General features: G+C 57.4%; 19 protein-coding genes. 8 read left to right on the top strand and 11 right to left on the bottom strand.

The window, feature by feature from the left end; translation table 11 throughout:
• Positions 1–16 precede the first annotated feature (16 nt).
• On the top strand, positions 17–1912 hold the full coding sequence (locus tag ACR0E6_RS10060; RefSeq protein WP_480582792.1) for an adenylate/guanylate cyclase domain-containing protein: 1896 nt from the start codon (positions 17–19) through the stop codon (positions 1910–1912).
• A gap of 90 nt (positions 1913–2002) precedes the next feature.
• On the opposite strand, the gene ACR0E6_RS10055 is transcribed toward ACR0E6_RS10060, so the two are convergent.
• The 8 genes from ACR0E6_RS10055 to speD all read right to left on the bottom strand — a co-directional run bounded on the left by ACR0E6_RS10055 (position 2003) and on the right by speD (position 11476).
• Positions 2003–2992, bottom strand: a complete 990-nt coding sequence (locus ACR0E6_RS10055) for a HupE/UreJ family protein (RefSeq protein ID WP_480582789.1) — start codon at positions 2990–2992, stop codon at positions 2003–2005.
• The gene (locus ACR0E6_RS10050; RefSeq protein ID WP_480582786.1) at positions 2989–3819 is read right to left on the bottom strand and encodes a peptidyl-prolyl cis-trans isomerase; all 831 of its coding nucleotides are present in this window, start codon (positions 3817–3819) and stop codon (positions 2989–2991) included. Before ACR0E6_RS10050 ends, ACR0E6_RS10055 begins: the two co-directional genes overlap by 4 nt.
• Positions 3820–3978: 159 nt before the next feature.
• Positions 3979–5901 carry a DUF3604 domain-containing protein gene (locus ACR0E6_RS10045; protein ID WP_170452890.1) on the bottom strand — a complete coding sequence of 641 codons (1923 nt, stop codon included), beginning with the start codon at positions 5899–5901 and terminating at the stop codon, positions 3979–3981.
• A gap of 254 nt (positions 5902–6155) precedes the next feature.
• Positions 6156–7127, bottom strand: a complete 972-nt coding sequence (locus ACR0E6_RS10040) for a hypothetical protein (RefSeq protein ID WP_480582782.1) — start codon at positions 7125–7127, stop codon at positions 6156–6158.
• Positions 7128–7540: 413 nt separating this feature from the next.
• The gene (locus tag ACR0E6_RS10035) at positions 7541–9091 is read right to left on the bottom strand and encodes a polyamine aminopropyltransferase (RefSeq protein ID WP_480582779.1); all 1551 of its coding nucleotides are present in this window, start codon (positions 9089–9091) and stop codon (positions 7541–7543) included.
• 77 nt (positions 9092–9168) lie between these two features.
• Entirely contained in the window at positions 9169–9756 is a 588-nt protein-coding gene (locus ACR0E6_RS10030) for a hypothetical protein (protein ID WP_170622765.1), read from the bottom strand.
• Between the two features lie 30 nt (positions 9757–9786).
• Positions 9787–11079 (bottom strand): GNAT family N-acetyltransferase, encoded by a 1293-nt coding sequence (locus ACR0E6_RS10025; protein ID WP_480582776.1) that lies wholly within the window; start codon positions 11077–11079, stop codon positions 9787–9789.
• Positions 11080–11086: 7 nt separating this feature from the next.
• Positions 11087–11476, bottom strand: coding sequence for an adenosylmethionine decarboxylase (speD, locus tag ACR0E6_RS10020; RefSeq protein ID WP_480582773.1), 390 nt, complete (start codon positions 11474–11476; stop codon positions 11087–11089).
• Positions 11477–11885: 409 nt separating this feature from the next.
• Here speD and xylB point away from each other — a divergent pair, with 409 nt between their 5' ends.
• Genes xylB through ACR0E6_RS10005 form a run of 3 tightly spaced genes read left to right on the top strand, consistent with a single transcriptional unit; the run spans position 11886 to position 15590 of the window.
• Entirely contained in the window at positions 11886–13343 is a 1458-nt protein-coding gene (gene xylB, locus ACR0E6_RS10015) for a xylulokinase (protein ID WP_480582770.1), read from the top strand.
• Positions 13340–14299, top strand: coding sequence for an aldose epimerase family protein (locus tag ACR0E6_RS10010; protein WP_480582767.1), 960 nt, complete (start codon positions 13340–13342; stop codon positions 14297–14299). Before xylB ends, ACR0E6_RS10010 begins: the two co-directional genes overlap by 4 nt.
• On the top strand, positions 14289–15590 hold the full coding sequence (locus ACR0E6_RS10005) for a cytochrome-c peroxidase (protein ID WP_480582764.1): 1302 nt from the start codon (positions 14289–14291) through the stop codon (positions 15588–15590). The genes ACR0E6_RS10010 and ACR0E6_RS10005 overlap by 11 nt, the downstream gene beginning before the upstream one ends.
• Here ACR0E6_RS10005 and ACR0E6_RS10000 read toward each other — a convergent pair whose 3' ends face one another.
• Together ACR0E6_RS10000 and ACR0E6_RS09995 are read right to left on the bottom strand one after the other, a co-directional pair.
• Positions 15591–17102, bottom strand: coding sequence for a CRTAC1 family protein (locus tag ACR0E6_RS10000; RefSeq protein ID WP_480582761.1), 1512 nt, complete (start codon positions 17100–17102; stop codon positions 15591–15593).
• Positions 17092–18309, bottom strand: coding sequence for an ROK family protein (locus ACR0E6_RS09995; RefSeq protein ID WP_480582759.1), 1218 nt, complete (start codon positions 18307–18309; stop codon positions 17092–17094). The genes ACR0E6_RS10000 and ACR0E6_RS09995 overlap by 11 nt, the downstream gene beginning before the upstream one ends.
• Before the next feature lie 151 nt (positions 18310–18460).
• Here ACR0E6_RS09995 and xylF point away from each other — a divergent pair, with 151 nt between their 5' ends.
• The 4 genes from xylF to xylA are packed head-to-tail and all read left to right on the top strand — an operon-like array spanning position 18461 to position 22959.
• Positions 18461–19480, top strand: a complete 1020-nt coding sequence (xylF, locus tag ACR0E6_RS09990) for a D-xylose ABC transporter substrate-binding protein (protein WP_170521563.1) — start codon at positions 18461–18463, stop codon at positions 19478–19480.
• 60 nt (positions 19481–19540) lie between these two features.
• Entirely contained in the window at positions 19541–20839 is a 1299-nt protein-coding gene (locus ACR0E6_RS09985) for a sugar ABC transporter permease (protein ID WP_480582755.1), read from the top strand.
• The gene (locus tag ACR0E6_RS09980; protein ID WP_170452837.1) at positions 20839–21642 is read left to right on the top strand and encodes an ATP-binding cassette domain-containing protein; all 804 of its coding nucleotides are present in this window, start codon (positions 20839–20841) and stop codon (positions 21640–21642) included. The genes ACR0E6_RS09985 and ACR0E6_RS09980 overlap by 1 nt, the downstream gene beginning before the upstream one ends.
• A gap of 9 nt (positions 21643–21651) precedes the next feature.
• A complete protein-coding gene (gene xylA / locus ACR0E6_RS09975) occupies positions 21652–22959 on the top strand; it encodes a xylose isomerase (RefSeq protein ID WP_480582752.1) in 1308 nt (435 codons plus the stop codon).
• A gap of 45 nt (positions 22960–23004) precedes the next feature.
• On the opposite strand, the gene ACR0E6_RS09970 is transcribed toward xylA, so the two are convergent.
• Positions 23005–23865: a LysR substrate-binding domain-containing protein gene (locus ACR0E6_RS09970; protein WP_480582749.1), complete on the bottom strand. Its 861-nt coding sequence runs from the start codon at positions 23863–23865 to the stop codon at positions 23005–23007.
• Between the last annotated feature and the right edge of the window lie 38 nt (positions 23866–23903).

Raw genomic sequence — 23903 nt, 5'->3', positions numbered from 1 at the left:
CTAAGGGAGGCCCATGGTGAAACGTCGACTCACGGTCATACTTGCAATCGATGTAGTGGGTTATTCCCGCCTCATGGGAAAAAACGAGACGGGAACACTAAACGCGCTCAAAGCGCATCGCTCGGAATTAATTGATCCAAAGGCCGTTCAGTATGGCGGGCGAACGATCAAGCTGATGGGCGACGGTGCGTTGATGGAATTTGCCAGCGTTGTCGATGCGGTCCGATTTGCCGTCGAAATACAGTGCGCCATGTCCGGCAGGAATTCGGACGTTCCCGTTGGCGACCGAATAGAATTTCGTATCGGCATCAACGTCGGTGACGTGATTGATGAGAGCGGGGACATTTTCGGTGACGGTGTAAACCTGGCTGCAAGGATCGAGAGCCTCGCCCAAGCCGGCGGAGTCTGCGTTCACCGCAACGTCTTCAGTCAGGTCCGCGGAAAACTTGATCTGGATTTCGAGGATCTGGGCGGGATCACGGTCAAGAATATCGAACAGCCTGTTCCGGTGTTTCGCCTGGACCTGAACGAGAAAGCGGCAAAGCTAGTATCTTCGGTCAAAACCGCAAAACCTGACCGAAAACCCTTTGCCGTGCGGACGGCTGCCATTGCCTTTTTGGCTTTGGCTCTTGTCGTCGGATTTGTCGCTTGGCGTTTCATTACACCGGATTTTCAGCCGGTAGGAACGACAGAAATGGAACATCCACTGCCGGACAAGCCTTCGATTGCCGTGCTGCCGTTCAGCGACGTAAGCCAGGGTGCCGACAAGGGCTACCTTAGCGACGCAATCAGTGAAGAGATCATTGCCAAGCTTTCCCGGTTCCCCGAGTTTTTTGTCATCGCCCGAAATTCGAGCTTTTTTTACCGCGACAAGTCGGCAGATATTCGTGAAATCGCTAAAGAACTTGGCGTGCGGTACGTACTTGAAGGCAGCCAGCAAAAGTTCGGCGACAAGCTTCGCGTGAATGCAACCCTTATTGACGCGGCGGCCGGGAATGCAATTTGGACTGAAACCTATGATCGCGATTTGACGGATATCTTTGCGTTGCAGGATGAAATTACCCGAACAATTGTTGCGACGCTGGAACAGAACCTTGATCTTGCCGAATTCGACCGATTGCTGCGCCAGTCCACTCAAAGCCACGGAGCGTACGAACTTGTTTATCTAAGCCGCGCCGAACGTTTCAAATTCACGCCGGCCGGTAATCAAGAAGCCAAGCGGTTGGCTGAAGAGGCTATCAAACTGGACCCCGACTATTCCGTTGCATATTTCAGCCTTGCCTGGGTGCATATCAATTGTGATCGGTGGGGATGGTGTGCTGACCGGCCACGAGACCAAGCTCTGGACCTCGCCTTTGCGGCGGCTCGCAAAGCTGTTGAACTTGATCCCGACAGTTCCCTGGCGCATTGGGTTCTTGCGCACGCGTATATGCAGGCCAACGATCTTGAGCAATCCGAAAGAGAGTACGACCGCGCCATTGCGCTTAATCCGAACTCGGCGGGTGTGCTGGCGGGCTCGGTCGAAACGCTGGTATATCTTGGCCGCGCGACCGAGGCCGTCGAAAGGCTTCAAACCGCGATCCGGCTGAATCCGCATCATCCGGACTGGTACCTGTGGAGCCTCGCCTGGGCGCAATATTTCACTGGTGAGTATGAAGCCGGGTTAGACGCGATCGATCGGATGACAAACATTCCTAATCTGGCGCGCCGTACACAGGCGGCGCTGTATGTCCGGTTGGGGCGGTTGGAGGAGGCCAAAGCCTCGATAGACAAGCTGTTGGAAAATCAACCTGGCTATACGATTGAGGATCAACGACACAGTCTTAAGGGCAAGTTCCGGGATCAGGGCATTCCGGATCGCTTTATCGACGATTTGCGGACTGCCGGATTGCCGGACCGACCCGCCGATTGATCGCCTTCGGGCTGTATTTGACCTGAATGATTGCCGTGTTGCGCGTTCATTTACTGCGGCACTCTCTGGAAGAGCAACGCCGGGGATCAGTCAAAACCCGCTGGTTCGTTCAATGAGCCAATACATCGACACCGAGCCGATACAATAGGCGGCAATCACTGTGGCCCTCTGGCCAACCGGGCGCGCGATCAGCCGCCAGACAGCAACCATAAGAGCCAGAGCGCTGACGAAACTCAGCTGACCGGCTTCAACACCCAGGTTGAACGCAAACAACGCCGCAGGAATATCGTTCGCGGGCAGCCCAATGTCGGCCAAAGCCCCTGCAAAACCCAGCCCATGCAAAAGCCCGAACCCGAAACAGACAATCCAGGGCTTTTGGTTCGAAAGCCGGAATCCACCTTCGCTGCCTTTTACGATCTCCATAGCCAGAAAGACGATAGACAGCGCGATAACGGCCTCAACCGGCGGGCCGGGAATGCTCAGCACGCCAAAAGTTGCCAGCGCCAGAGTTATGGAATGCGCAAGGGTGAAAGCTGTCACGGCGCCGACCAACCGCCAAGGATCGCGAACCAGAATGAACAGCGCCAAAACAAACAGCAGGTGATCCCAGCCTTCCAGAATATGTTCAAATCCCAACTGGAAATATGCCACGAACACCGACCACGTCGTTTGATCGGAAGGAATTCCCTGAACGGGCGCGTCAGGGGTTAGTCGAAGCGTCACAGGTTCGGATACCGTCGGGTGCAAACGTACCAATACGTCATTCAACTGCCTTTTCAGACCCTCAATGGCGATGAATTCACCTGCCATGCCCTTGGGGCATTCCGTGACCCAGGATGAAACCCAGGCCCGGCTGTCGAAAACGGGATCTGGACCACGGGCCGGAACACAGGTTTCCGGCAATACGGGCTCAATCGCCATCGGTTGACCATTCACATCGGGTTTTCGCCAATGAACAGCCCAGGTGTCCGGCGCGATCTGCCGCATTTCCAAGTATCCCGGGTCAAGGGCATGGGCTGTGGCGTTGCCACCCAGCCAGGACAGCGACATCGCAAACAATAGGCAGATCAGGGGTCTCATTTCGCCAAGCCTGAAAGATCGGGGATTACAATCTCGTAGCTGGCGGCAAGCGTCTCGTATTGCGCCCGAGCCATGTCTTCGCTTGTGGCGCGACGCCAGTCCTGAAGTACCGCATCGCGAATGTCAGCCATCGGCGGTGTCTGGCTCGGTTCAACGGCAATTACCTGCACAAGATGCGTCCCGTATCCGGATTGGACAGGCCCAGTCCAGCGGCCTGTTTCGGCCAGTATTAGCCCCGTAGAAAACCCTGTCCCAAAGACCGAGTCGATGACCTTTGTCGCGGTCAACGGCATCGAAGCGGGCAGCAGCGTTGAGGTCCCGAAAGCCGAGGTTTCGTCGGTCTCAGGCAGCGCGGCCAAAGCTGATTCAATTTCTGCCTCGCTTGGCCTTTCCCCCAGAAAGACGTGGGTGAAGGCAACCTTGTCAGGCGTTGCATAGCGGTCCGGGTTTTGATCGACAAATGCCTGTAAATCTTCATCTTTCGGAACAACCGACATGGCGATTGCTTCGGTCAGGAAATCCATCTTTTGGCTTAGCCGAGACCTGATCACGGTATCTCCGCGATCCAGGCCCAGTTTCCTTGCCTCCCTGACCAGAACCTCTTCGCGGATGGATGCATCGACCAAAGACTGAAGCTCTGTATCGTTTGGTGGGCGTTTCCATCTGGCTTTGAACCGAGAGGACAAAGCCGCAACATCTTCTTCGTCGATTGCAATCGTCTCGGAGGTTTCCGCCGTCTGGTACTCTGGCGCAACAATATGGAACCAACCGAAAATGGCCGCTCCAATCAGGAAGAAGTGGAACAGAGGTTCTTTCAGTATTCGCATGAAGGCTCCTCGTAAAACGTGATCTGGTTCTACGCCTCGATGCTGGCATCAGAGGGTTGGATTTTGCAAGGTGATGGACGGCTGCCGATTCAGGGGCTGGCTGTGGCCACTGAGGTCGCGGTCACGACCTCGGTTCGCAGATCTGCACTACGCAGCGGATCACTCGGCCGGCGTATACCAAATCGGGGACGAATACGCGCGTTCCTGATGCGTGAGCACTGCATCCTCGGGCAGCTCGGAGCCGAACCTTAGCTTGTCGTACAGCACCCAACGCGGGGTCGGGATTTCGATCGCCCGCACGTAGTAGAAGGCCCGCGCGTTCGGGTCGAAATCAGGGTCAGACCAGACAGTGACCAGTTCGGCGGTTCCGATTGTGTTGGTCCAGCTGGCGGTATCCACATCCACCGTGTTCCCCACCGCGGGGATCTTGCCGCTATCATCTGCAACACGGTTGTCTGACCACGCAACATCATAGACCTTTTCCTGCAAGGCACCCTCGGCATCAAGCCAGCCTTTAATGACTTGCACACGATCCAGATTTGCCCCGATCGGGTCGCGCAAAGCGGCGATCAGGAAGGATGGCGCGCCGTCCCCTTCGCGGGGGCGCAGGTCCGACCCCATCGGAACACCTTTGGTATAGCCAATATCTGCCAGAAAGCGGGTTTCGACATCAGCATCACTGAAATCCCACCCACCAAAGAACCGCAGGCCGATCCGGGGGCCCGTGGTCGCGTAGGTTTCACGCCGCTTGAATGCGTCAAAAATCGCAGCACGTGTATTTTCGGTCGCCCAAACAGCCGTATAGCCGGACGCTACAAGCAGATCACCGGGAATCTCACCCAGATCATTGGCGATAAACGGGTGCTTGATACGCGAGGCCGAGGGCTCTACGCTGACGGATTTGCCAAAGAAGTTGTCTTCTTCCGCCGTGGCCAGAGAGGTATGGCTGTCCGTCGCACCGCCCATGCCGAACTTATAGGGGTTCACGCCGAATTTTTCTTCTAACATCAAACCGCGTTTCAGTGCCTCACGGGCGTATTCTCCGGCCAACATGTCATCGGTTTTCAATTCGGTTATGTCGAGGTTGCCGACGTCCCAGTTCTCGTAATCCGCAAATTCGTCATCCGGGCTCAGGAAGGGGTGGGCTTCGCCGTCACCTTTGATCTGCGTAACCTCATAGTGAGGTTCCCATTTGGCGCGGGCCGCGACGTATTCCTCGTCAACCTTGCCGCCGTGATACGTATCCTCGGTCGGGAACATCCATCCGTTCGAAAGGTTGCCGTTATGCGCAAAGGCAACTGCGCGGCCCCCGGTTTTTTCTTGATACTCCTCAAGCCAGGCATAGAGCGATTTAGGGTCCGTATCGCCGTAAGGGGGCTGCGTAACCGGGGGAACCATCTGCAAGGCCCGGATCGGGCCGTCACGCAGCATGACGTTCCGGTGCAGATTGAAACCCTTGGGAACCGAGGTCCATTCGAACCCGATGAAGGCGGTAAAGTTTCCGGGGTCATTATGCCGTTCGGCCGCCAGAACGATATGTTCCCAAGTGAACGCAAAAGCGTCTGCGCCGGGGCTGTAGGATTCCAATAGAATTTCCGGCAAAGTCATCTGCGAGAAATTGGTGATAATATCGAAGGCCGTTTTCCCGGCCTCTTCCCCGCCAGCTTTATAGCCTTCGTACCACTCTAACCCTTTTGGATCAGCAATAACGCCCGGTTTTCCGGCTTGAAGGTCCGGCGCAAATCCCATCAGGTCCGTGTGATCCGTAAGAACCATCCAATCCAGAGGTCGTGCCAATCTGACAGCTTGACCTGTCGACGAAATGACCTGCTCGCCCTTTGCGAAACGCCAGGCTTCATCTGGTAGCAGAGTGTTCCCAAAGGCCCCGGCGTCCAGCGAAAGCCCGGTGTGAAGATGGGTGTCCCCCCAAAGCGGACGTTCAGGGAACGAGCGTTCGGCATATGGGGAATACGGCTGATCCTGAAATAAACCTTCTGCCGCCTGTTCGCTGGGCACGGCGTCAGAAAGAACACTTGCCGGTGCCAACATCAAAGCGACAAAACAAACGGATAACCGAAGCATTGGGACCTCCCACATCGAAAAATTCTGCGAAGAAGTAGAGTATTCGCAATTTGTTTATATTCGATTTTGTTTATATCATGCTGTTTTGGTTTCTGTGAGGTTTTTCTTTCCGGCGTGCTTGAAGCTGGTCAGAACGCTGGTCTGAGCAATGCAGGCGTGTTCCTTCGTGCGCCAAGTGCTGACTACTTGGTCGGCTCAAGCGCCAAGGCCCGAGCGTAGACGTGCAGCACCGGCGAGGCATGAACAGACCCAAATCAATCTGCCGGTAAATCAGCTTCCAAAACCATATTGAGAACAAACTGCGTTGCGGGGTCCGTTTCTTCCAAAGCGGCTAAGGCTTCAAACTGTTGAAGCAGCGCAGTTTCACCCCAATTTCGCGTTGCGACAGCGATTTGAACCAAAAGCTCGGGGTCATTTTCCAGAGCAGCGGAAAAGATCTGAACGATTTTTGGCTTGAACTCCGATTGTAAGGTGCCCGCTTCGGCCAAAGCCCGGATCAACGCCTTTTTGTGTTCTTTTGTCTTGCCAGGATCTTGAAGGGCCGCGCCAATGGCGCTGATCGCAGTCGATTGGTCCGCTTCTATTCCAGCAAGAGCCCACTCGAAAGAATTCAGCCCCCCCGATTCCAGCGAACGAACATATCGCGCGCGCACAAACGAGCGCGCCTGGGGATCGGATTGCAACCCGAGCAAACGAATGGCGGCGGATCTGTATGCGAAGCGGTTTATGTCGCTGAATTCCTGTAGAATCAAGCTTGCGGGAACTCTGTCGCTCAACGGGCGCACGAGCGCGTAGGGTGCGCGACCGATTTCAACCAGGGCCATGTTGTGCAACACATGATCCGAGTGCCCTAAATACCGGGCAAAGAACAAAACCCTGTCGGGATTATCCGTTTCTCCGTAGGCCCAAAGCCGACCGAAGGTACGAAGGTCTTCCAGAAAGCCGTGTCTTTCGGGGTTCAGAATAAACAAACGTCTCCAATGCCGCGAAGAACTGCGACCAGTACTATCCTTGTAGGTCGGTCCATAGGTCAGCAAAACGGTTCGCGTTGGATCCGAGCGGAACGACCGTCGTGTAACGCTGTCGATCAAAAACGGAATGTCCGGTGCGGATTTAAGCTTTTCGTTATCCCCTTTGAGAACTTTTTGCGCCTCGAACCTGAAAGGATTGTCTGATGCTGGGCCCGCCAGCACGATGACTTCCGCGGATAGAATGTGATCGGCCAAGGATGCGTCCGGCAGCTCAATACACACCGCGCAGGCGTATGATGCACGCGGTATGGCCAGCCCAAGGACGCATATCACGACTGCAAGAATTCTTCGCATTGCTGGCCCCACGGAACTGATCACCTAGGTTGGCGGCGTCACCAATAGCGCTAAGGTAGCAAATATATTCAGTGATCGGAATATCGTTGAATTCGCCGGGCAATGTTTCGGGATTTGGGTTTGCTCTGCTAAGCGGGCGCAGGAAAGCCATTGTACCGGATAGTTACACGTCACGACCCAACGAAATTGAACCCATTCGGTCCGCTTATCCGTAAGACTTCTAACATCATATTTTACAGACAACTCGGTCCAGAACGTTCAGATCCGAAACGACCCCAGCAAAAGCCGGCCCTCCACCCGGCGTCACGGAGTGCTCAGTACCCCGAAACGTCGCGCGAATATTCGTGATAGATGCCCGGATCAAAGATGGAATTGACCGCCAGTTCGCGCTTGGGAAGAAGGTCCTCGGAAAACACCCGCGCGGCGGCAAAAACATCAGGCGTGACAAAGCGCAGACCGTCCGGAAGCTGGCCCAGCGTCGAGTTCGGGTCATTGGCGGCAAGGTTGTATCCCCAGACGCCAAAGGACGGGATCGACATCTGGTACGTCACGACCTGCGGGAAAATCTCGGACAAGGTTCTGGAAATCGTCCAGTAGGTATGAGGCGAAAAGAACGGCGAGCTGCTTTGGGTGACCAGTACGCCGTTCTCGGTCAGGATGCTCTGGACCATGGCGTAGAATTCGACCGAATAGAGCTTGGACAGCGCCTCGTTATGGGGATCGGGGAAATCGATTATGATCCGGTCATAGGTCTGGTCGGTGGATTTGACATAGTTGAACGCGTCGGTGTTGTGCACGTGCAGGGCCGACGCCTCCATGCTGTTTTCGTTCAGACGCGCGATGGGGGCCAGATTGCGCCCCAGATCGGTCATCGCCGGGTCGAGGTCCACCAGATCGATGCGCGACACGGTTGGGTATTTCAGGATCTCACGCACGGCGAGCCCGTCGCCTCCGCCCAGAACCAGCACGGATTTGGGGGCGGCCTCACCCCAGGACAGGGCGGGATGGACCAGGGCTTCGTGATAGCGATATTCATCCGCTTCGGCGAATTGCAGATGGCCGTCGATGTAAAGGCGGACATCGTTTTTCTGCCAGGTGTTGGTGACGACCAGCGACTGATATTGCGACTGCTTGCGCCAGACGATGCGGTCAAAATACAGGTGATCCTGCGCGAATGCGGTGATCCGCCCGGCCAGCAGAGTCAGCGCGAACAGCAGGACAATGGTCCCGATGGCGCAGCCCAGCATCCGTTTGGGCGTGTCTAGTTGATCGCGCAGGCACAGCACGCTCAGCAACGCGACCATGGCATTGGTCAGGCCAATGGCGAACGAGGACGAGATCAGCCCAATCGACGGCAGCAGCAGGATCGGAAACAGAACCGACCCGCACAGCGCGCCGACATAGTCCAGCGACAGCACGTCGGCGATGGATTCCCGCGTCGTGCTGCTTTCGGACAGGACCCGCATCAGCAGCGGAATCTCCAGCCCGACCAGAAACCCGATGGACGAGATGAAGGTGAACATGCCAACCGTGTAGAACCACGGGGCATAGGGAAAGAGCATGAACAGGGACACGCTGCACAGGCCGCCGATCAGGGCCAGGATCAGCTCGACCCAGATAAAGGTCTGGATCAGGTTGCCGTGGAAAAAACGCGAGACATACGACCCGACCCCCATGGCAAACATGAAAAAGCCGATGGTCAGTGAAAACTGATAGACCGAGTTGCCCAGCAGGTAGCTGGACACCGTCCCAATGATCAGTTCGTAGACGATGCCGCACAGGGCAACAACAAGGATCGCGCCAAGCAGAACCATCGCCTGTCGGCGCGGCAGGTCGGTGTAACGCGGTGTCAGTGTGTCGGTCATGGTGAAATCCGGAAAACTGGAAAGCCCGGCGCGATCAGCGCGCCGGGCCAAAGTTGGGGTTCGGGTAGGCGCGGCGCTTATTTACCGGCGCGCAAACCACCGGCGCGGGCGCTGCGTGGGGCCGAATAGCTGTTGCGCGGTGTCACGCTGCGATTGTTGAAGCTGGACGCGCTGATCCCGGCCGAACGCTGACGGCTGATCAGGTTGCCAATCAGCGCACCCGCCAGAAAACCAGCGCCCGAGAAACGCAGGCCTGCGGACTCACCGGCGGTGTCGGTGGCGATCAGACGGTTGTTGGCCTCGTCGATCTCGATGGTGAAAACCTCGCCCTCGTCCGAGTCGCGAACGCCGTTGCCGTTCGGATCCGCATAGCCCGAGAATTTGGCGTCGGACAGAATCTCCAGACCCAGCGGCTTGTCATAAAAGCGCGGTTCCGAGTTCATGACCTGCGTCAGATATATTGTGAATTCATCCACTTGCTCGTCCGAGGCTTCGGCGATGCTGTTGGCTGTCAGGTATTCCTGATACTGATTGATCGCAAATTCGGTCCGGTCCAGAACCTGCCCAAGATCGGCGGTTTGTTCGGATTTGGGGGCCAGGAACATCGTGTAGCCGACGAAGCCGAGAACGCCCAAAATGGCAATCAGTTTAAGTTTTCCAAACATGAAATCTCCTATCGAGTTTAGTCAGTGTTTTCAGGTTTCACCAAGGGGGCAGGACCACCACACCTGGTGCAGGTCCTTGCCGTAGAACTCATTCAGTTCGCCGCATTTCGTCATCCCGTGCGCCTGCAATTCATCCGCGTGGGCATCGGATAGGTCAGAGGGGACAGCCAGAACCGCCATGCGGTATTTTTGCGTTCGCGCAAGCGAAAGCTGCTGATCCAGCCCGGCCAGCCCGGTCCCGGCTTCACGCCAGCGCAGACCCGCGACATCATCGGTTTCAGCGGCTTTATGCAGGTCAATGACAGACAGGCCCGCGGTCGAGGCCGGAGGCGCGGGCGGCAGGTCCGGCGCGTCGGGATTGTCCAGCCCATAGATGATCTTCGCCTCTTTGGGGCTGTGATATCCGGGCACAGTCAGCTCGACCGAAGCGCCGAACTCTTCATACAGTTTGTGTGCGGCGGCATAGATCTTTTTGCCGAACTCTTCATAGTCGCTGGTTTCAATGAAAATCTTGCGGATGTGCAGCTGCGCCAGCTTGCCCAACAAGTCGTTCAGCATCTGCCCGCCCAGACCTTTGCCGGTATGGGCCTGATCCAGATAGGTCCAGGACAGCCAGGCAACATCGGGGACGTCTTCGTCGACGCTATAGCCGATCAGTCCCAGCACGTCGCCCCGGTCCAGCAGCACAAACATGTTGTCGGTGCCTTCGTTGACGAACGTGCTTTCAGCCTCAAGCGCATCATCCTCGTCGGTCTGGGCGATGATCTGAACGGCGGGCGAAACATGCCGCCATTCCATAGGTTTGAGCGTCGGACCTTTCGAGCCGAACAGGGCGTTAAACACGGCAAGACCTCCTCCGATCAACGCGGATGCAATATGGGTGAAAACCGCGATCTGAGACCGCAGATACAGAAACTCGGCCGTCAGCAGCCCGCAGATCAGCGCCAGCGCCCAGACACGCTGCGCTGCTGGGCGCGATGCAACCACGCCATAGGCGACGAGGGCGTAGGAAACGCTCGACAACCCCACAAATCCCGGCCCGGCCAGAGCGAACTCTGCCACCGTTCCGGCAAGCGTGCTCAGAACCGCAAGACCTGCGGTTGCGATGCTGCCCAGCCGGGGTTCGGTCAGGGAACCGCCAACAAGGATCATCAGGCAATTGAGCGTCAGATGGTTCAGATCCCCATGCCGGATCACGAACACCAGATGGTCGGGCAAGCTCAGGACCGGCCCCGAATAGCGCACCGGACCCAACAGCAAGTAGGCGCAGATCGCGCACAGGATAAGAGAGATCGTGACCGGGCATCTGCGCAGTTCTTTCATTCGCCCTTCAGCAACCTGCCACCGCCAGCCGCGGTACGGTTTGGCCGATCAGACCGCGCTGGATGGACTGTACTTCGACGCGTTGCGGGCGGAAAAAGGACTTCAGCACGTCCAGGCTGCGCTGCGGCTCGGCCTCGCCGCACATGAATATGTCGATGGCGGCATAGCCATGCTCGGGCCAGGTGTGGACCGAGATATGGGACTCGGCCAGCAACGCCACGCCGGTAAAGCCGGCACGCTGTCCGAAATCATGGGTCTCGACGCTAAGAACTTGGGCCTTGGCAGCCAGTGCCGCGCGCGTCAAAGCGTCTTGAGCAGGGGTAGGATCATAAAGCGCAGTCGAATCGAAAAAATCCGCTATAAGATGTATGCCTAATGGCGAAGAAGCAGGGTCCATTTATAGCAATAGCCTCAAATCACGTAATATGACGGCACGATTAGTCTATTGATATAATTAGTCAATCTGATCGCGACGTTAAGCTTTTTTGACGGAAGCGCTGTGGCGGAAATGCACAACCAATGGGAGATTTTGGCTTGCCCCGACTCACACTTAACTGAAACCGGAAGGCCGGGTTAAATTACAAAATGACAGCTCAATTTGTGAAGGCAGCCTAACCATACTGAAAACAGTCTGTTCTTGTCCGCGTCACGGCAATTGAAACTGCGACTTTCCGCTGGGCACGTGAGAGGTGCTCGCCCATAGCGGCCTTTTCAGGATGGGAAAGTCGTATCTTTCGAGGCACCTTGACAAGATTTCTGCTACAATTAATTTTATCAACTAAAATAATAGCACGGGATAATGCCGAATGTACCTTGGGTTGGATTTGGGAACGTCCGGTCTCAGAGGGATTCTGGTGGATGACGCCGGTCTCGTCTTATGTGCCGCCGAAGTCAGCATTTCGACGTCAACGCCCAAACCCGGGTGGTCCGAGCAGACTCCGTCAGATTGGATCGATGCATGCAAAAAGGTTGTCACCGAACTCCGCGCGCGTGATGCACAGGCGTTTTCCAAATTGCGTGGAATTGGTCTGAGCGGACATATGCATGGCGCGACACTTCTGGATGCGGACGGTCGCGTGTTGCGGCCCTGTATCCTCTGGAATGACACGCGCTCAGCCGAAGAGGCGGCAGTGCTGGATCAGGCACAGGGCATGCGCGCGATCTCGGGCAACATTGTCTTCCCGGGCTTTACCGCGCCAAAGCTGGAGTGGGTGCGTTCACACGAGCCCGATGTGTTTGCGAAGACAGCCAAGGTTTTGCTTCCGAAGGACTATTTGCGGTATTGGCTGACGGGCGAATACATTTCGGACGTGTCAGACAGTGCCGGAACATCCTGGTTGGATGTTGGAACCCGGCAGTGGTCGGAAACCGCACTTGCATTGGGTCATATGCGCGCCGATCAGATGCCTCGATTGGTTGAAGGCAGCGATCCGGGCGGCGCGTTGAAGGCCGCATTGAAACAGGAATGGGGGCTTTCCGGCGATGTAATCGTGGCCGGAGGGGCAGGGGATAACGCGGCTGCGGCTTGTGGCATTGGCAGTATTCGGGACGGCACGGGGTTTGTCTCGCTGGGAACGTCGGGCGTATTGCTTGTTGCGCGGGATGGTTACGCCCCTGCGCCGGAAACGGCAGTGCATTGCTTTTGTCACGCCGTACCTGACAAGTGGATACAAATGGGGGTCATCCTGTCCGCCACGAACAGCATGAACTGGTTGTCACGGAACCTGGGCCAGCCGGTTGAAAAACTGGTTGCGGCCGTGCCTCGCACGGTGTCGGGCCCGTCGTCGGTTACGTTCCTGCCCTATTTGTCGGGCGAACGGACGCCGCATAACGATAGCCACATCCGGGGCGCGTTCTTGGGCGTGGATGTCGCCTCGGAGCCCGTTGATCTGACGCAATCCGTCATGGAGGGCGTTGCCTTTGCGATGAGGGATTGCCTTGAGGCCCTGAAACGCACGGGGACAAGACCAAGCAGTCTGATGGCAGTGGGCGGAGGCGCGCGATCCCGGTTCTGGTTGGAGACATTGGCCACCGTCTTGCAAGTGCCGCTGGACCTGCCCAAGGGCAGCGAGTTCGGTGCCGCAATGGGGGCCGCGCGCCTTGCCATCTGCGCCGTCAACAGCGCCGCGCCAGCCGAGGTTATGACGCCGCCTGAAATCGAGGATCGTATCGATCCGCGCAGCGACCTGATCGACATGTATGAACGCGAATACGGGCGATACCGGCAATTCTACAAGGCGTTGGCGCCGTTGGCTGCAAGATGACACCTGATGCGGGAACGCGCTCTCGGATCGAAACGGCCATGTTGTCGGATGGTGACATGCAGGTCGCGGTTCTGAACTACGGGGCGATCACGCAAGGGTGGTGGTACAAGGACACGTCACTTGTGCTTGGGTTCGATGACCCGGCCGCGTATTTCTCGGATACAAGTTTCATGGGCGCAATTATTGGGCGCGTCGCGAACCGGATCGGCGGTGCCCAATTTGACTTGGCGGGTCGTAGGCATGACCTGAGCGCAAATGAAGGCACCAACACTCTGCATGGCGGCGCGCAGGGCCTGTCCCGGCAATTCTGGACCCTTGCGCAGACGGCACCAAACGAGGCTGTGCTGAGCCATCGGTCACGTGATGGGGAAGGCGGGTTCCCCGGCGATGTCAGGTTCGAGGTCCGCGTCACCCTGCGGTTTCCGCGATTGATCTACACGATCACGGCACATCCTTGCCGTCCGACGCCCATCAGTGTCACGCAACACAACTACTACACTTTGGGTGGCTTCGAAGGCGTTGACTCACATCGATTGGAACTTGCCTCAAGCCGATATCTGCACATCGATGAGCAGGGAATTCCTACTGGTCGACTGTGTTCGACCATTGGCAGCGAACTGGAGTTTTCGGCGCCAAGTCCGATCAGACAGGCGTCAAAGGGGATCGACCATTATTTCTGCTTCGATCAGGATCGTAACCCGAACGCGCCGGTGGTGGTGTTCACTGCGCCGTCCGGCCTGACGCTGACAGCCTATTCCGACCAGCCCGGTGCGCAGGTCTATTCAGGTGCCAATCTGGCAAAACCGCCATATGCATCGCCCGGTCTGTGCATCGAACCTTCGGGATACCCAAACGCCCCCAACATCCCGTCCTTTCCTTCGATTATCCATACGCCCGAAAGCCCGTACCGGCAGGTGCTTACCCTTGAGATCTCAGAGGGTCGTGATGAAGGTTAGGTGGCTCTTTCCGGTTCTTTGCGTATTGATCTCAAGCGCAGGCAGCACAAGTGCCCAGAACCTTGGTGATCGGCCCGAGTTCCTCGAGCCTGATTTAAACAGCGTCGAACTGGGGCAGCTGCTTTTCTATGACCCGATTTTGTCCGGCAACAAGAACATCAGTTGCGCAACCTGTCACCATCCCGATCTTGGTACATCAGATGGCCTGTCCCTTGGCATCGGGGAAGGGGGGCTTGGTCTGGGTCCCGAACGCAGGCTGGTTCCCGAGAACACGCCTGAGCAACGTATTCCCAGAAACTCACCGGGGCTTTGGAACCTCGGCGCGACGGAGTTTACAACGTTTTTCCACGATGGGCGGCTTGAGGCGGACCCCACGCAACCGAACGGGATCAGAACGCCGCTGGGCACGCATATGCGGCCCGGCTTTCAATCCGCCTTGGCGGCGCAAGCCATGTTCCCGGTGCTTTCGCCGGATGAAATGGCGGGTCACTACTCGGAAAATGACGTCAGCAAGGCGGTTCGACTGGGTCTTTTGACCCAGCAAGGCGGCGCGTGGGATTTGATAGCCGCCCGTGTTGCGGCCATTCCGGAATACCGGCAGAGGTTTGGCGTCATCGCCCCGGATGCCGAGATTACCTTTACCGCCATTGCCAACGCGATCGCAGATTTCATCGCGTTCGAGTGGCGCGCGGATAACAGCCCCTTTGACCGCGCGATGAGAGGCGAAGGTGAATTGCCGGAAGACGCCGAAACCGGCATGGGCCTGTTCTATGGCAAGGCCGGGTGCAGCACCTGCCATTCAGGTTGGTTCCAGACAGATCACGGCTTCCATTCGATTGCAGTGCCGCAGATCGGGCCGGGAAAATCCGCGCGATTTGAAAGTCATCTGCGCGATGACGGGCGTTTTCGCGTCACAGGTAACCCGGAAGATGCATTTGCGTTTCGCACACCATCGCTGCGCAATGTGACATTGACCGCGCCTTACGGACATAACGGTGCCTTCGCCCGGCTCGAGGATATGGTGCGCCACCATTTGGACCCAGTGGCCTCTTTGCGGAATTACACGATTGAAATGGACCTGTTGCCGGATTTCCCCGGTGCTGATGATCAAAGCCCGTTATTGGATCGGCAACACATAGACGAGATCGCGGAAAGCAACAGCCTGTCGCCACTGTCTCTGACGGATCAGGAGATCGACGCTCTTCTCAGCTTTCTGGCAAGTCTTGAAGACCCGGCAAAGCGGTTGGGGGTGCCCTCTCAAGTTCCAAGTGGCCTGCCGGTGGATCAGTGATTAACGGGAAATCCGGACGATTTGGTTGGCGCTGACCCTTTGCCATTTGCCCGTTTCTCCGCCCGGCCAAATGACCCGAACTTGCGCGTCGCTTTCATCGCCCAGGCCAAAATGATGAAACCCCGAGATGCCCCCTGCATGACCGCCACCAATCGTTATTTCGCGGGTTTGAACCCCTGCCGGAGTTTTTATTTCGACAAATCCACCAACTGCAAAGCGGTTGGATCTATCCTGAGAAACGCCAAGCAACAGCCAGTGGCCCGCGCGCGAAATGTTCTGGCTGACTTCCAGTTCCGAGCCTCGATTGACGACCACCAGATCAAGCCGCCCGTCATTGTTCAGATCGGCAACTGCCGCACCGCGGGACTTTGTCATTGAAGCAACGCCCGCCTCAGCCGAGGTCTCAGCGAATTGCCCATGGGGTGTCTGCACAAGCAGGTTGTTGGGATCGTTCAAAGCGGCATCCGGCATTTGTTCTACATTGCCCTTGGCAACGAAAATGTCGTCGCGGCCGTCGTTGTTGACGTCGCCAAACTGCGCGTGCCACCCGGTCGACGGCCTGCCATCATCGCCGACATGAGGTCTGTGGGCTGTCGTTCCCTTGTCATAAGTGGCATCGCGCCACGTTGGGCCTTGCGCCGCTGGGTCAAACACCTGCAGCTTCTGATCGCCCATGGAGGTCAGGTAAACCTCGGGAAAGCCGTCCCCCGTCAGATCGCGCGAGGCGATCCCCATGCCCCAGATCGAATAGGGCATCCAGCCGTCCTCGGGCGTGAACAGGCGGGGTTCCGGTTCCATGGCCCAAAGCTGCTCTTGCCCGTTGCGCACATAATAGTGGCGGTCATTGCTGACACGAAGATCCGCACGCCCCGTTCGTGCCCAATCCGAGAACAGTATGGACAGGGAACAATAGCCGGGTTCAAGATGTTGCGGTTGCCCGTAGCCGTGCCCTTCGGGGCGGTAGAGCAGGGTCGGCCCGCAGGCCTCGAACGGACCGTCCGGATCGGATCGATCAACATAGGTTCCAAAGGCCAGAGTGGGCAAGTCTTGCCCGTCTTCCCAAGTGGCCGAGAAGCCGGTGGTCCAATGGTCGGCGGACAGAAAACCAAGGCTATCGAAGGGCTTGAACTGGCAATCTGGCAGGCCCTGCAAAAGCAGGTCTGCGCCAACGCGCAGAATTGCCAGATCCATCAAGCCGTCGCTGTCAACGTCCAGGGGATAAGCACCGGTTACCCCGGTCAGCGACAATTGATCGGGTGTTTCGGCCCGAAAGGAAATCGTGTCGCCTGAGGTATTCTTGAACATTTGAGATCGGTTTGATCCACCTGCAACAAACAACTCTGGCAGCGTGTCACCGTTGCAATCGAAAACCGCGACCCCGCCGCCGACAAAATGCTCCCATCCGCCATCGTAGATATGAGCTGGGACGTCAACGCGCTGGAATTCGGGGGAAGGCCCCTCAGCGTAAGCCCCACTGACCAGAACCAAAAAGACCAGCGGTTCAGGACGCATGGGCCGTAAGCTCCTGCACTTTGAGGATTGATATCTGTTCGATCCCATAGGCGGCCGCACCCTTGGCCCACATCAGATCGCCCCAATCGTGGACTTTGAGTTCCGGCAGGGGGGCATCGACACTGACAACGCCGTTTCGGATGCGGTTCATCACCTGGTCTGAGCAGAGGTGTTCAAAGCTCATTTGGGTGCCGGACACGACGATACATTCAGGGTCATACAGGTTGATCAGATTTGACACCCCAAGGCCGAACATCTGACCAGCGCGGGCAAGCACCGACGCAGCCCTTTCATCCCCGGAACTGGCGCGATCATAGATGTCGGACACGCTCCCCATCTCACTGTCGTGGCCTGTGACGGTCATTTCGCGTATCAGGGCATAATCCCCGACATAAGCCTCAAGACATCCACGTTGGCCGCATTGGCACAATGCCCCGTCAAGGTGAACCTTGGTGTGACCGAATTCCGCGCCGCAGCCGCGTTCTCCGCGGTAGAGTTTTCCGTCCAGAACAATTCCCAGACCGACACCATGCTCGATCGTCACAACCAGAAAGTTTTTCAGCCCCTTGCCCAGCCCAAACAGCTGTTCGGCTTTGGCGACAAGATTGGCGTCGTTGTCCACGAAGACCGGGCAGGGGATATCCTTCGACAGCAATAGATTGAAATCGATGTTCCGGTCGGTGATCGAAGACGACCAGTGCACAAAGTTCCGTTTTGCATCGACAAGACCCGCCACGCCAATGGAAACACCGGCCAGATTGTCGAGCGTGCCGCCAATCTGCCTGCAGGTTTCCTGAAGTGCCTTGCCCACTGCCTCGACGAATTCCGCCGGTGTCATTCGGGCGTGTTCCAGTGGCTGTTTGTGTGATGTTACTTCGTTGCCTTCAAAGTCGACCAGAATAACCGAAATCACTTGCCGCGCGACTTTCAGACCCGCCACAAGGTGGGATTGCCCGTCCAGTTGCAGCAAAACCCTGGGCCTGCCTCGTTTACCGGAACCGGGCTGCGCCTCGCCTTCGGTTTCCTTGATCAACCCGGCGGAAATAAGATCGGCTGTTGCTGCCGTGACGGTGGCCGGGCTGGTTTGCAAAGCGGATGCGATATCGATCCGCGAGACGAATCCTTGCGCTCGAATATGCTCCAACACCCGCAGGCGGGTGGTGTTTCTTTGCTCTAATGAAACCAGAGAGGCTTTGCTTTTCAGCATCTTATCCTCGCGAATCTTGCCGTTGGCCCAATCTATTTGAAATTGCCGCCTTCTTGTAGAGTAAATATTTTACCGACTGAAATAAATATGGTATTCAAAATTGTGAGAGCCGCGAATCGAGATTCGATGGCTCGGCAAATGGGAGGAAATCATGAAAAGAATTCTCAGCTTCTCGGCTGCGGCCACCTTGTTGGCTTCTGCTGCCTTCGCAGAGCCGGTGGTCGGCGTAAGCTGGTCCAACTTTCAGGAAGAGCGATGGAAGACGGACGAAGCAGCCATCAAATCAGCGCTGGAAGCAGGTGGCGCTGAATACATCTCATCTGATGCGCAGTCGTCATCCGCCAAGCAGCTTTCGGATATTGAAAGCCTGATCGCACAGGGCGTGGACGCGTTGATCATTCTGGCGCAAGACGCACAGGCCATCGGGCCGGCCGTTCAGGCTGCGGCTGACGAAGGTATCCCGGTGATTGCCTATGACCGTCTGATCGAGGATGACCGGGCCTTTTACCTGACCTTCGACAATGTCGAGGTCGGCCGCATGCAGGCCCGCGCCGTCTTTGATGCCATGCCCAAGGGCAATTACGTGATGATCAAGGGGTCCCCCACCGATCCAAACGCCGATTTCCTGCGGGGCGGTCAGCAAGAGATCATCGGTGCGGCGGTAGACAGCGGTGACATCGTCATCGTTGGTGAGGCCTATACCGACGGCTGGTTGCCTGCGAATGCGCAGCGCAACATGGAACAGATCCTGACGGCGAATGAAAACAACGTGGACGCGGTTGTTGCGTCGAATGACGGCACAGCAGGCGGTGTTGTTGCGGCGCTGACGGCGCAGGGCATGGAGGGTATTCCGGTATCCGGGCAGGACGGCGATCATGCGGCGCTGAACCGGGTTGCACTGGGAACACAGACTGTTTCGGTCTGGAAGGATGCCCGTGAACTGGGCAAAGCCGCCGGTGAAATTGCGGTTGCGCTGAGCAGTGGCACAAGCCCTGCAGACGTGGATGGTGTGGTCAGCTGGACATCGCCGGGCGGCACCGAGATGAACTCGGTCTTCCTTGCTCCGGTCCCGATTACCAAGGACAACCTGTCCGTCGTCGTGGATGCGGGATGGATTTCGCAGGAAGCGCTGTGTCAGGGCGTCGAAAACGGACCTGCCCCCTGTAACTAAACCACTCAGCCCCTGGCCCTGTTTGGGCCGGGGGTACTTGCTGAAAATGAAAGATCGGAAATGACCGAAACTTCGTCTCAGCCGATACCTGAAAAGGCAAAACCCAGCCTGTTCCAGCAACTGGAACTGGATATGCGGCTTTTGGGCATGATCGGCGCGTTTGTCATCCTGTGCATCGGGTTCAACATCGTCACCGACGGACGGTTCCTGACCCCGCGCAACCTGTTCAACCTGTCCATCCAGACGGTTTCAGTGGCCATCATGGCCTGCGGGATGGTGTTCATCATCGTCACGCGGCATATCGACCTGTCGGTCGGGGCGTTGCTGGCGACAACCTCGGCGGTGATGGCAATGACACAGACCGAACTGCTGCCGCACATGCTGGGGATGGGTTTGAACAACCCGGCAACATGGGCGGTCACCATAGTGATCGGCCTGCTTGCGGGCACGGTGATCGGTGCTTTTCACGGCTGGTTGGTCGGCTATCTCACGATACCGGCCTTTATTGTCACCCTTGGTGGTTTCCTGGTCTGGCGAAACGTGGCCTGGTACCTGACCAGCGGCCAGACCATTGGCCCGCTGGACAGCACCTTCCTTATGTTCGGCGGAACAAACGGAACCCTGGGCACAACGGTAAGCTGGCTGTTCGGGCTGTTCGCCACCGCAATCGCCATCTGGGCTTTGTGGAGCGGACGGCGCGCAAAATCCGCGCACGGGTTTCCTGTCAAACCCGTCTGGGCCGAAGGCACCCTGGCCGGGATCATCGCTGTCGCGATCCTTGGCTATGTATACATTGTCAACAGCTACGCTATTCCCACGCGCCGACTGCAACGCATGTTCGAAGCACGTGGAGAGGAGATGCCCGAGGGATTGGTCGTGGGGTACGGCATCCCGATCTCGGTCCTCATCCTGATCATCGTTGCGGTCACCCTAACTGTTGTGGCCCGGAAAACCCGGTTCGGCCGCTATATCTTTGCCACCGGCGGCAACCCGGACGCGGCAGAGCTATCCGGCATCAATACACGGCTTCTGACCGTCAAGATTTTCGCGCTGATGGGGTTCCTGTGCGCTGTATCCGCCGTGGTCGCCTCGGCGCGGCTGGCGAACCATTCGAACGACATCGGTACGCTGGATGAGTTGAGGGTCATCGCGGCGGCAGTGATCGGCGGGACCGCCTTGTCCGGTGGCATCGGCACAATCTACGGCGCGATCCTTGGCGCATTGATCATGCAGGCGCTTCAGTCCGGCATGGCCATGGTTGGCGTTGACGCGCCGTTCCAGAACATCGTGGTCGGCAGCGTTCTTGTGCTGGCCGTCTATATCGACATCGTCTACCGCAAGCGACTGGGGGCAAAGTGATGCAAGCTCAGGACACGCAGAAAACGCCCTCAACATCCGCTCGCGGAACCGGTGCGCCGCCCTTGGTCGAAATGCGCGACATTTCGATTTCCTTCGGGGGGATCAAGGCGGTCGATCATGTATCGGTCGATCTTTACCCCGGCGAAGTCGTTGGCTTGCTTGGCCATAACGGGGCCGGGAAATCGACGCTGATCAAGGTGCTTTCGGGTGCCTATCAAATGGATCATGGCGAGATCCTGATTGATGGCAATCCGGTTGAGATCAACAACCCACGTGATGCGCGGGCGAATAATATCGAGACCATCTACCAGACCCTCGCGCTGGCCGATAATCTGGATGCAACGTCGAACCTGTTTCTGGGGCGCGAGATGACGACGCCCTTTGGGCTGGTCAACGACGCCGCCATGGAGGCTGAATGCCGCAAGATCATGGCGCAGCTTAACCCGAATTTTCAGAAGTTCAGCGATCCGGTGTCTGCGCTGTCGGGCGGCCAAAGACAGTCTGTGGCGATTGCACGGGCCGTCTATTTCAATGCCCGCATCCTGATCATGGACGAACCCACCGCGGCGCTTGGCCCGCATGAAACGCAGATGGTCGCGGATCTGATCCATCAACTCAAGGCGCAGGGCATCGGGATCTTCCTGATTGATCACGACGTGCACGCGGTCATGGATCTGTGCGACCGCGCCTCGGTGATGAAAAACGGGAAACTGGTGGGAACTGTCGATATCGCAGACGTCACCGATGACGATCTTTTGTCGATGATCATTCTGGGCAAACAGCCCGGTCAGAAGGCGGACTAGGGGGCAGGAATGAAAAGCGGATTTTTCGACGGGATCGAACAGATCAAGTTCGAGGGTACGGACAGCAAAAACCCCTTGGCCTTCCACCACTACGACCCGGACGAGGTGGTCATGGGCAAACGCATGGAAGATCATCTGCGATTTGCGGTCGCCTGGTGGCATTCCTTCGCGTGGGAGGGCGGAGACCCCTTTGGCGGACCCACCTTCGAACGCCCTTGGCATCCGCAGGACGATATGGGCCGGGCCCGGATGAAGGCGGATATCGCATTCGAATTGTTCGAGATTTTGGGTCAGCCCTTCTTTTGCTGGCACGACGCCGATATTCGGCCCGAACAGGGCAATTTCGCCGACAATCTGAGAACGCTGGAAGACATCACCGACTATATCGGTGAAAAGATGCAGGCGTCCGGCACCCGACTGCTGTGGGGGACGGCCAATATGTTCAGCCACCGACGCTGGATGGCCGGGGCCAGCACCAATCCCGATCCCGACGTGTTCGCGTTTGCGGCGGCAACAGTGAAATCGTGCATGGACGCAACCCACAAGCTGGGCGGCGAAAACTATGTCCTCTGGGGTGGCCGCGAAGGCTATGAGACCCTGCTGAATACCGACCTGAAGACCGAACTGGACCATATGGGCCGGTTTCTGAACATGGTCGTGGAATACAAACACAAGATCGGCTTCAAGGGTGCCATTCTTGTCGAACCCAAGCCGCAAGAGCCGTCCAAGCACCAATACGATTATGACGCTGCAACCTGCATCGGGTTTCTGCGGAAATACGGGTTGGCGGACGAAGTGAAGCTGAATCTCGAACAGGGACACGCAATCCTTGCCGGTCATAGCTTTGAACACGAGATCGCAGTTGCCGCGGCCGAGGGGATGTTGGGGTCCATCGACATGAACCGAAACGACTATCAGTCGGGTTGGGACACGGATCAATTCCCCAACAACACGCCCGATGTGGCCTTGGCCTACTACTACATTCTGAAAGCGGGGGGCTTTACAACCGGCGGCACGAATTTCGACGCCAAAATCCGCCGTCAGTCGATTGACGCAGAAGACCTTGTCGCCGCGCATGTCGGTGGCATGGATATTTGCGCCCGAGGTCTCAGGGCCGCTGCCGCAATGATCGAAGACGGGGGCTTGGATGCTGCGCTTTCTGACAGGTATTCCAATTGGAGCTCACCCTCAGCGCAAGCCATGTTGAACAGCAGCCTCGACGACATTGCCGCCCGAGTCTTGCGGGATGGGATCAACCCCGAACCACATTCAGGGCGTCAGGAGATACTGGAGAATTATGTGAACAGGTTCGTGTGACGACCACAATCAAACGCGCTTCAATCCGCAAGCAATAGCGCAGCATCAGCCCGCAAGCCAGTCCACGACCTGCTGCACCTCCCGCCTCACGGGGCGGCTTCCGCGCACCTCGACGAAATAGGCATGGGTGGGGGGGATGCTTTCATCGAAAAGGCGAACGACCCGTGCCTCGGCAAGGTCCTGATCGATCAGCGGCAGCCAGCCGATCACGATCCCTTGCCCTTCGGCAGCACCGCGCAGCAGGGCGTTTGCGTCCTGGAAGATCGAACCGCGCAGCCGGTTTGGGACGGGCACGTTCATGGCTGCGAACCAATCCAGCCATCCCCAGTGGTTCCTTTGGTGCAGCAGGGGTAAATTCAGCAGGTCTTTCGGGTCCTTAATGGGGCCGTGGGTGTCAAGGAATGACTTGGACGCAATGGCGACAGGGCTGAGTTCAAGTAATTTGATCGCGTCACCCGATGTCTCGGCCATGCGGTCCCAGCGGATCACGATGTCGAGGTTTTCCCGCACGCTTGTTCCGGGTTCGAAAGTGGGCAGAACCTCAAGCTCGATATCCGCGTGAGAGGCCCAGAAATCGCTGATCTTTGGCATCAGCCACCGCGCGGTGAAAATCGGGCCGGCCGCCAGGCGGACCACCTTGCGGGACCGGCGGTGGAGCGTGCGCACCGCTTCGTCCAATATCCCAAAGGCCTGAGCGGCGGCGTTTGCAAGTCGTTCGCCGTCTTCGGTCAGTGTGACATCCCGACCGCTGCGCACGAACAGCTTGGTGCCAAGCCGATCTTCCAGCCCGCGAATATGGTGGCTGATCGCCGTCGGGGTGACTGACAAGGCTTCGGACGCGGCGCGAAAACTGCCCAGCCGGGCGGCGGCCTCAAAGGCGCGCAAGGCGGGAAGGGACGGTTTCATGCCAAGCCTATTGAATAGTTTTACTCATCTATTGCTGA

The organism is Ruegeria sp. AP12 (genome assembly GCF_056540025.1).
The sequence above is the reverse complement of the archived record's forward strand: the minus strand, read 5'-3'. Positions and strand labels throughout refer to the sequence as shown.

What these genes read in the sequence shown, in the direction of transcription:
- ACR0E6_RS10055 (WP_480582789.1), bottom strand. Translation starts at nt 2,992, where the DNA reads ATGAGACCCCTGATCTGCCTATTGTTTGCGATGTCGCTGTCCTGGCTG.
- ACR0E6_RS10050 (WP_480582786.1), bottom strand. Translation starts at nt 3,819, where the DNA reads ATGCGAATACTGAAAGAACCTCTGTTCCACTTCTTCCTGATTGGAGCG.
- ACR0E6_RS10045 (WP_170452890.1), bottom strand. Translation starts at nt 5,901, where the DNA reads ATGCTTCGGTTATCCGTTTGTTTTGTCGCTTTGATGTTGGCACCGGCA.
- ACR0E6_RS10035 (WP_480582779.1), bottom strand. Translation starts at nt 9,091, where the DNA reads ATGACCGACACACTGACACCGCGTTACACCGACCTGCCGCGCCGACAG.
- ACR0E6_RS10030 (WP_170622765.1), bottom strand. Translation starts at nt 9,756, where the DNA reads ATGTTTGGAAAACTTAAACTGATTGCCATTTTGGGCGTTCTCGGCTTC.
- ACR0E6_RS10025 (WP_480582776.1), bottom strand. Translation starts at nt 11,079, where the DNA reads ATGAAAGAACTGCGCAGATGCCCGGTCACGATCTCTCTTATCCTGTGC.
- speD (WP_480582773.1), bottom strand. Translation starts at nt 11,476, where the DNA reads ATGGACCCTGCTTCTTCGCCATTAGGCATACATCTTATAGCGGATTTT.
- xylB (WP_480582770.1), top strand. Translation starts at nt 11,886, where the DNA reads ATGTACCTTGGGTTGGATTTGGGAACGTCCGGTCTCAGAGGGATTCTG.
- ACR0E6_RS10010 (WP_480582767.1), top strand. Translation starts at nt 13,340, where the DNA reads ATGACACCTGATGCGGGAACGCGCTCTCGGATCGAAACGGCCATGTTG.
- ACR0E6_RS10005 (WP_480582764.1), top strand. Translation starts at nt 14,289, where the DNA reads ATGAAGGTTAGGTGGCTCTTTCCGGTTCTTTGCGTATTGATCTCAAGC.
- ACR0E6_RS10000 (WP_480582761.1), bottom strand. Translation starts at nt 17,102, where the DNA reads ATGCGTCCTGAACCGCTGGTCTTTTTGGTTCTGGTCAGTGGGGCTTAC.
- ACR0E6_RS09995 (WP_480582759.1), bottom strand. Translation starts at nt 18,309, where the DNA reads ATGCTGAAAAGCAAAGCCTCTCTGGTTTCATTAGAGCAAAGAAACACC.
- xylF (WP_170521563.1), top strand. Translation starts at nt 18,461, where the DNA reads ATGAAAAGAATTCTCAGCTTCTCGGCTGCGGCCACCTTGTTGGCTTCT.
- ACR0E6_RS09985 (WP_480582755.1), top strand. Translation starts at nt 19,541, where the DNA reads ATGACCGAAACTTCGTCTCAGCCGATACCTGAAAAGGCAAAACCCAGC.
- ACR0E6_RS09980 (WP_170452837.1), top strand. Translation starts at nt 20,839, where the DNA reads ATGCAAGCTCAGGACACGCAGAAAACGCCCTCAACATCCGCTCGCGGA.
- xylA (WP_480582752.1), top strand. Translation starts at nt 21,652, where the DNA reads ATGAAAAGCGGATTTTTCGACGGGATCGAACAGATCAAGTTCGAGGGT.
- ACR0E6_RS09970 (WP_480582749.1), bottom strand. Translation starts at nt 23,865, where the DNA reads ATGAAACCGTCCCTTCCCGCCTTGCGCGCCTTTGAGGCCGCCGCCCGG.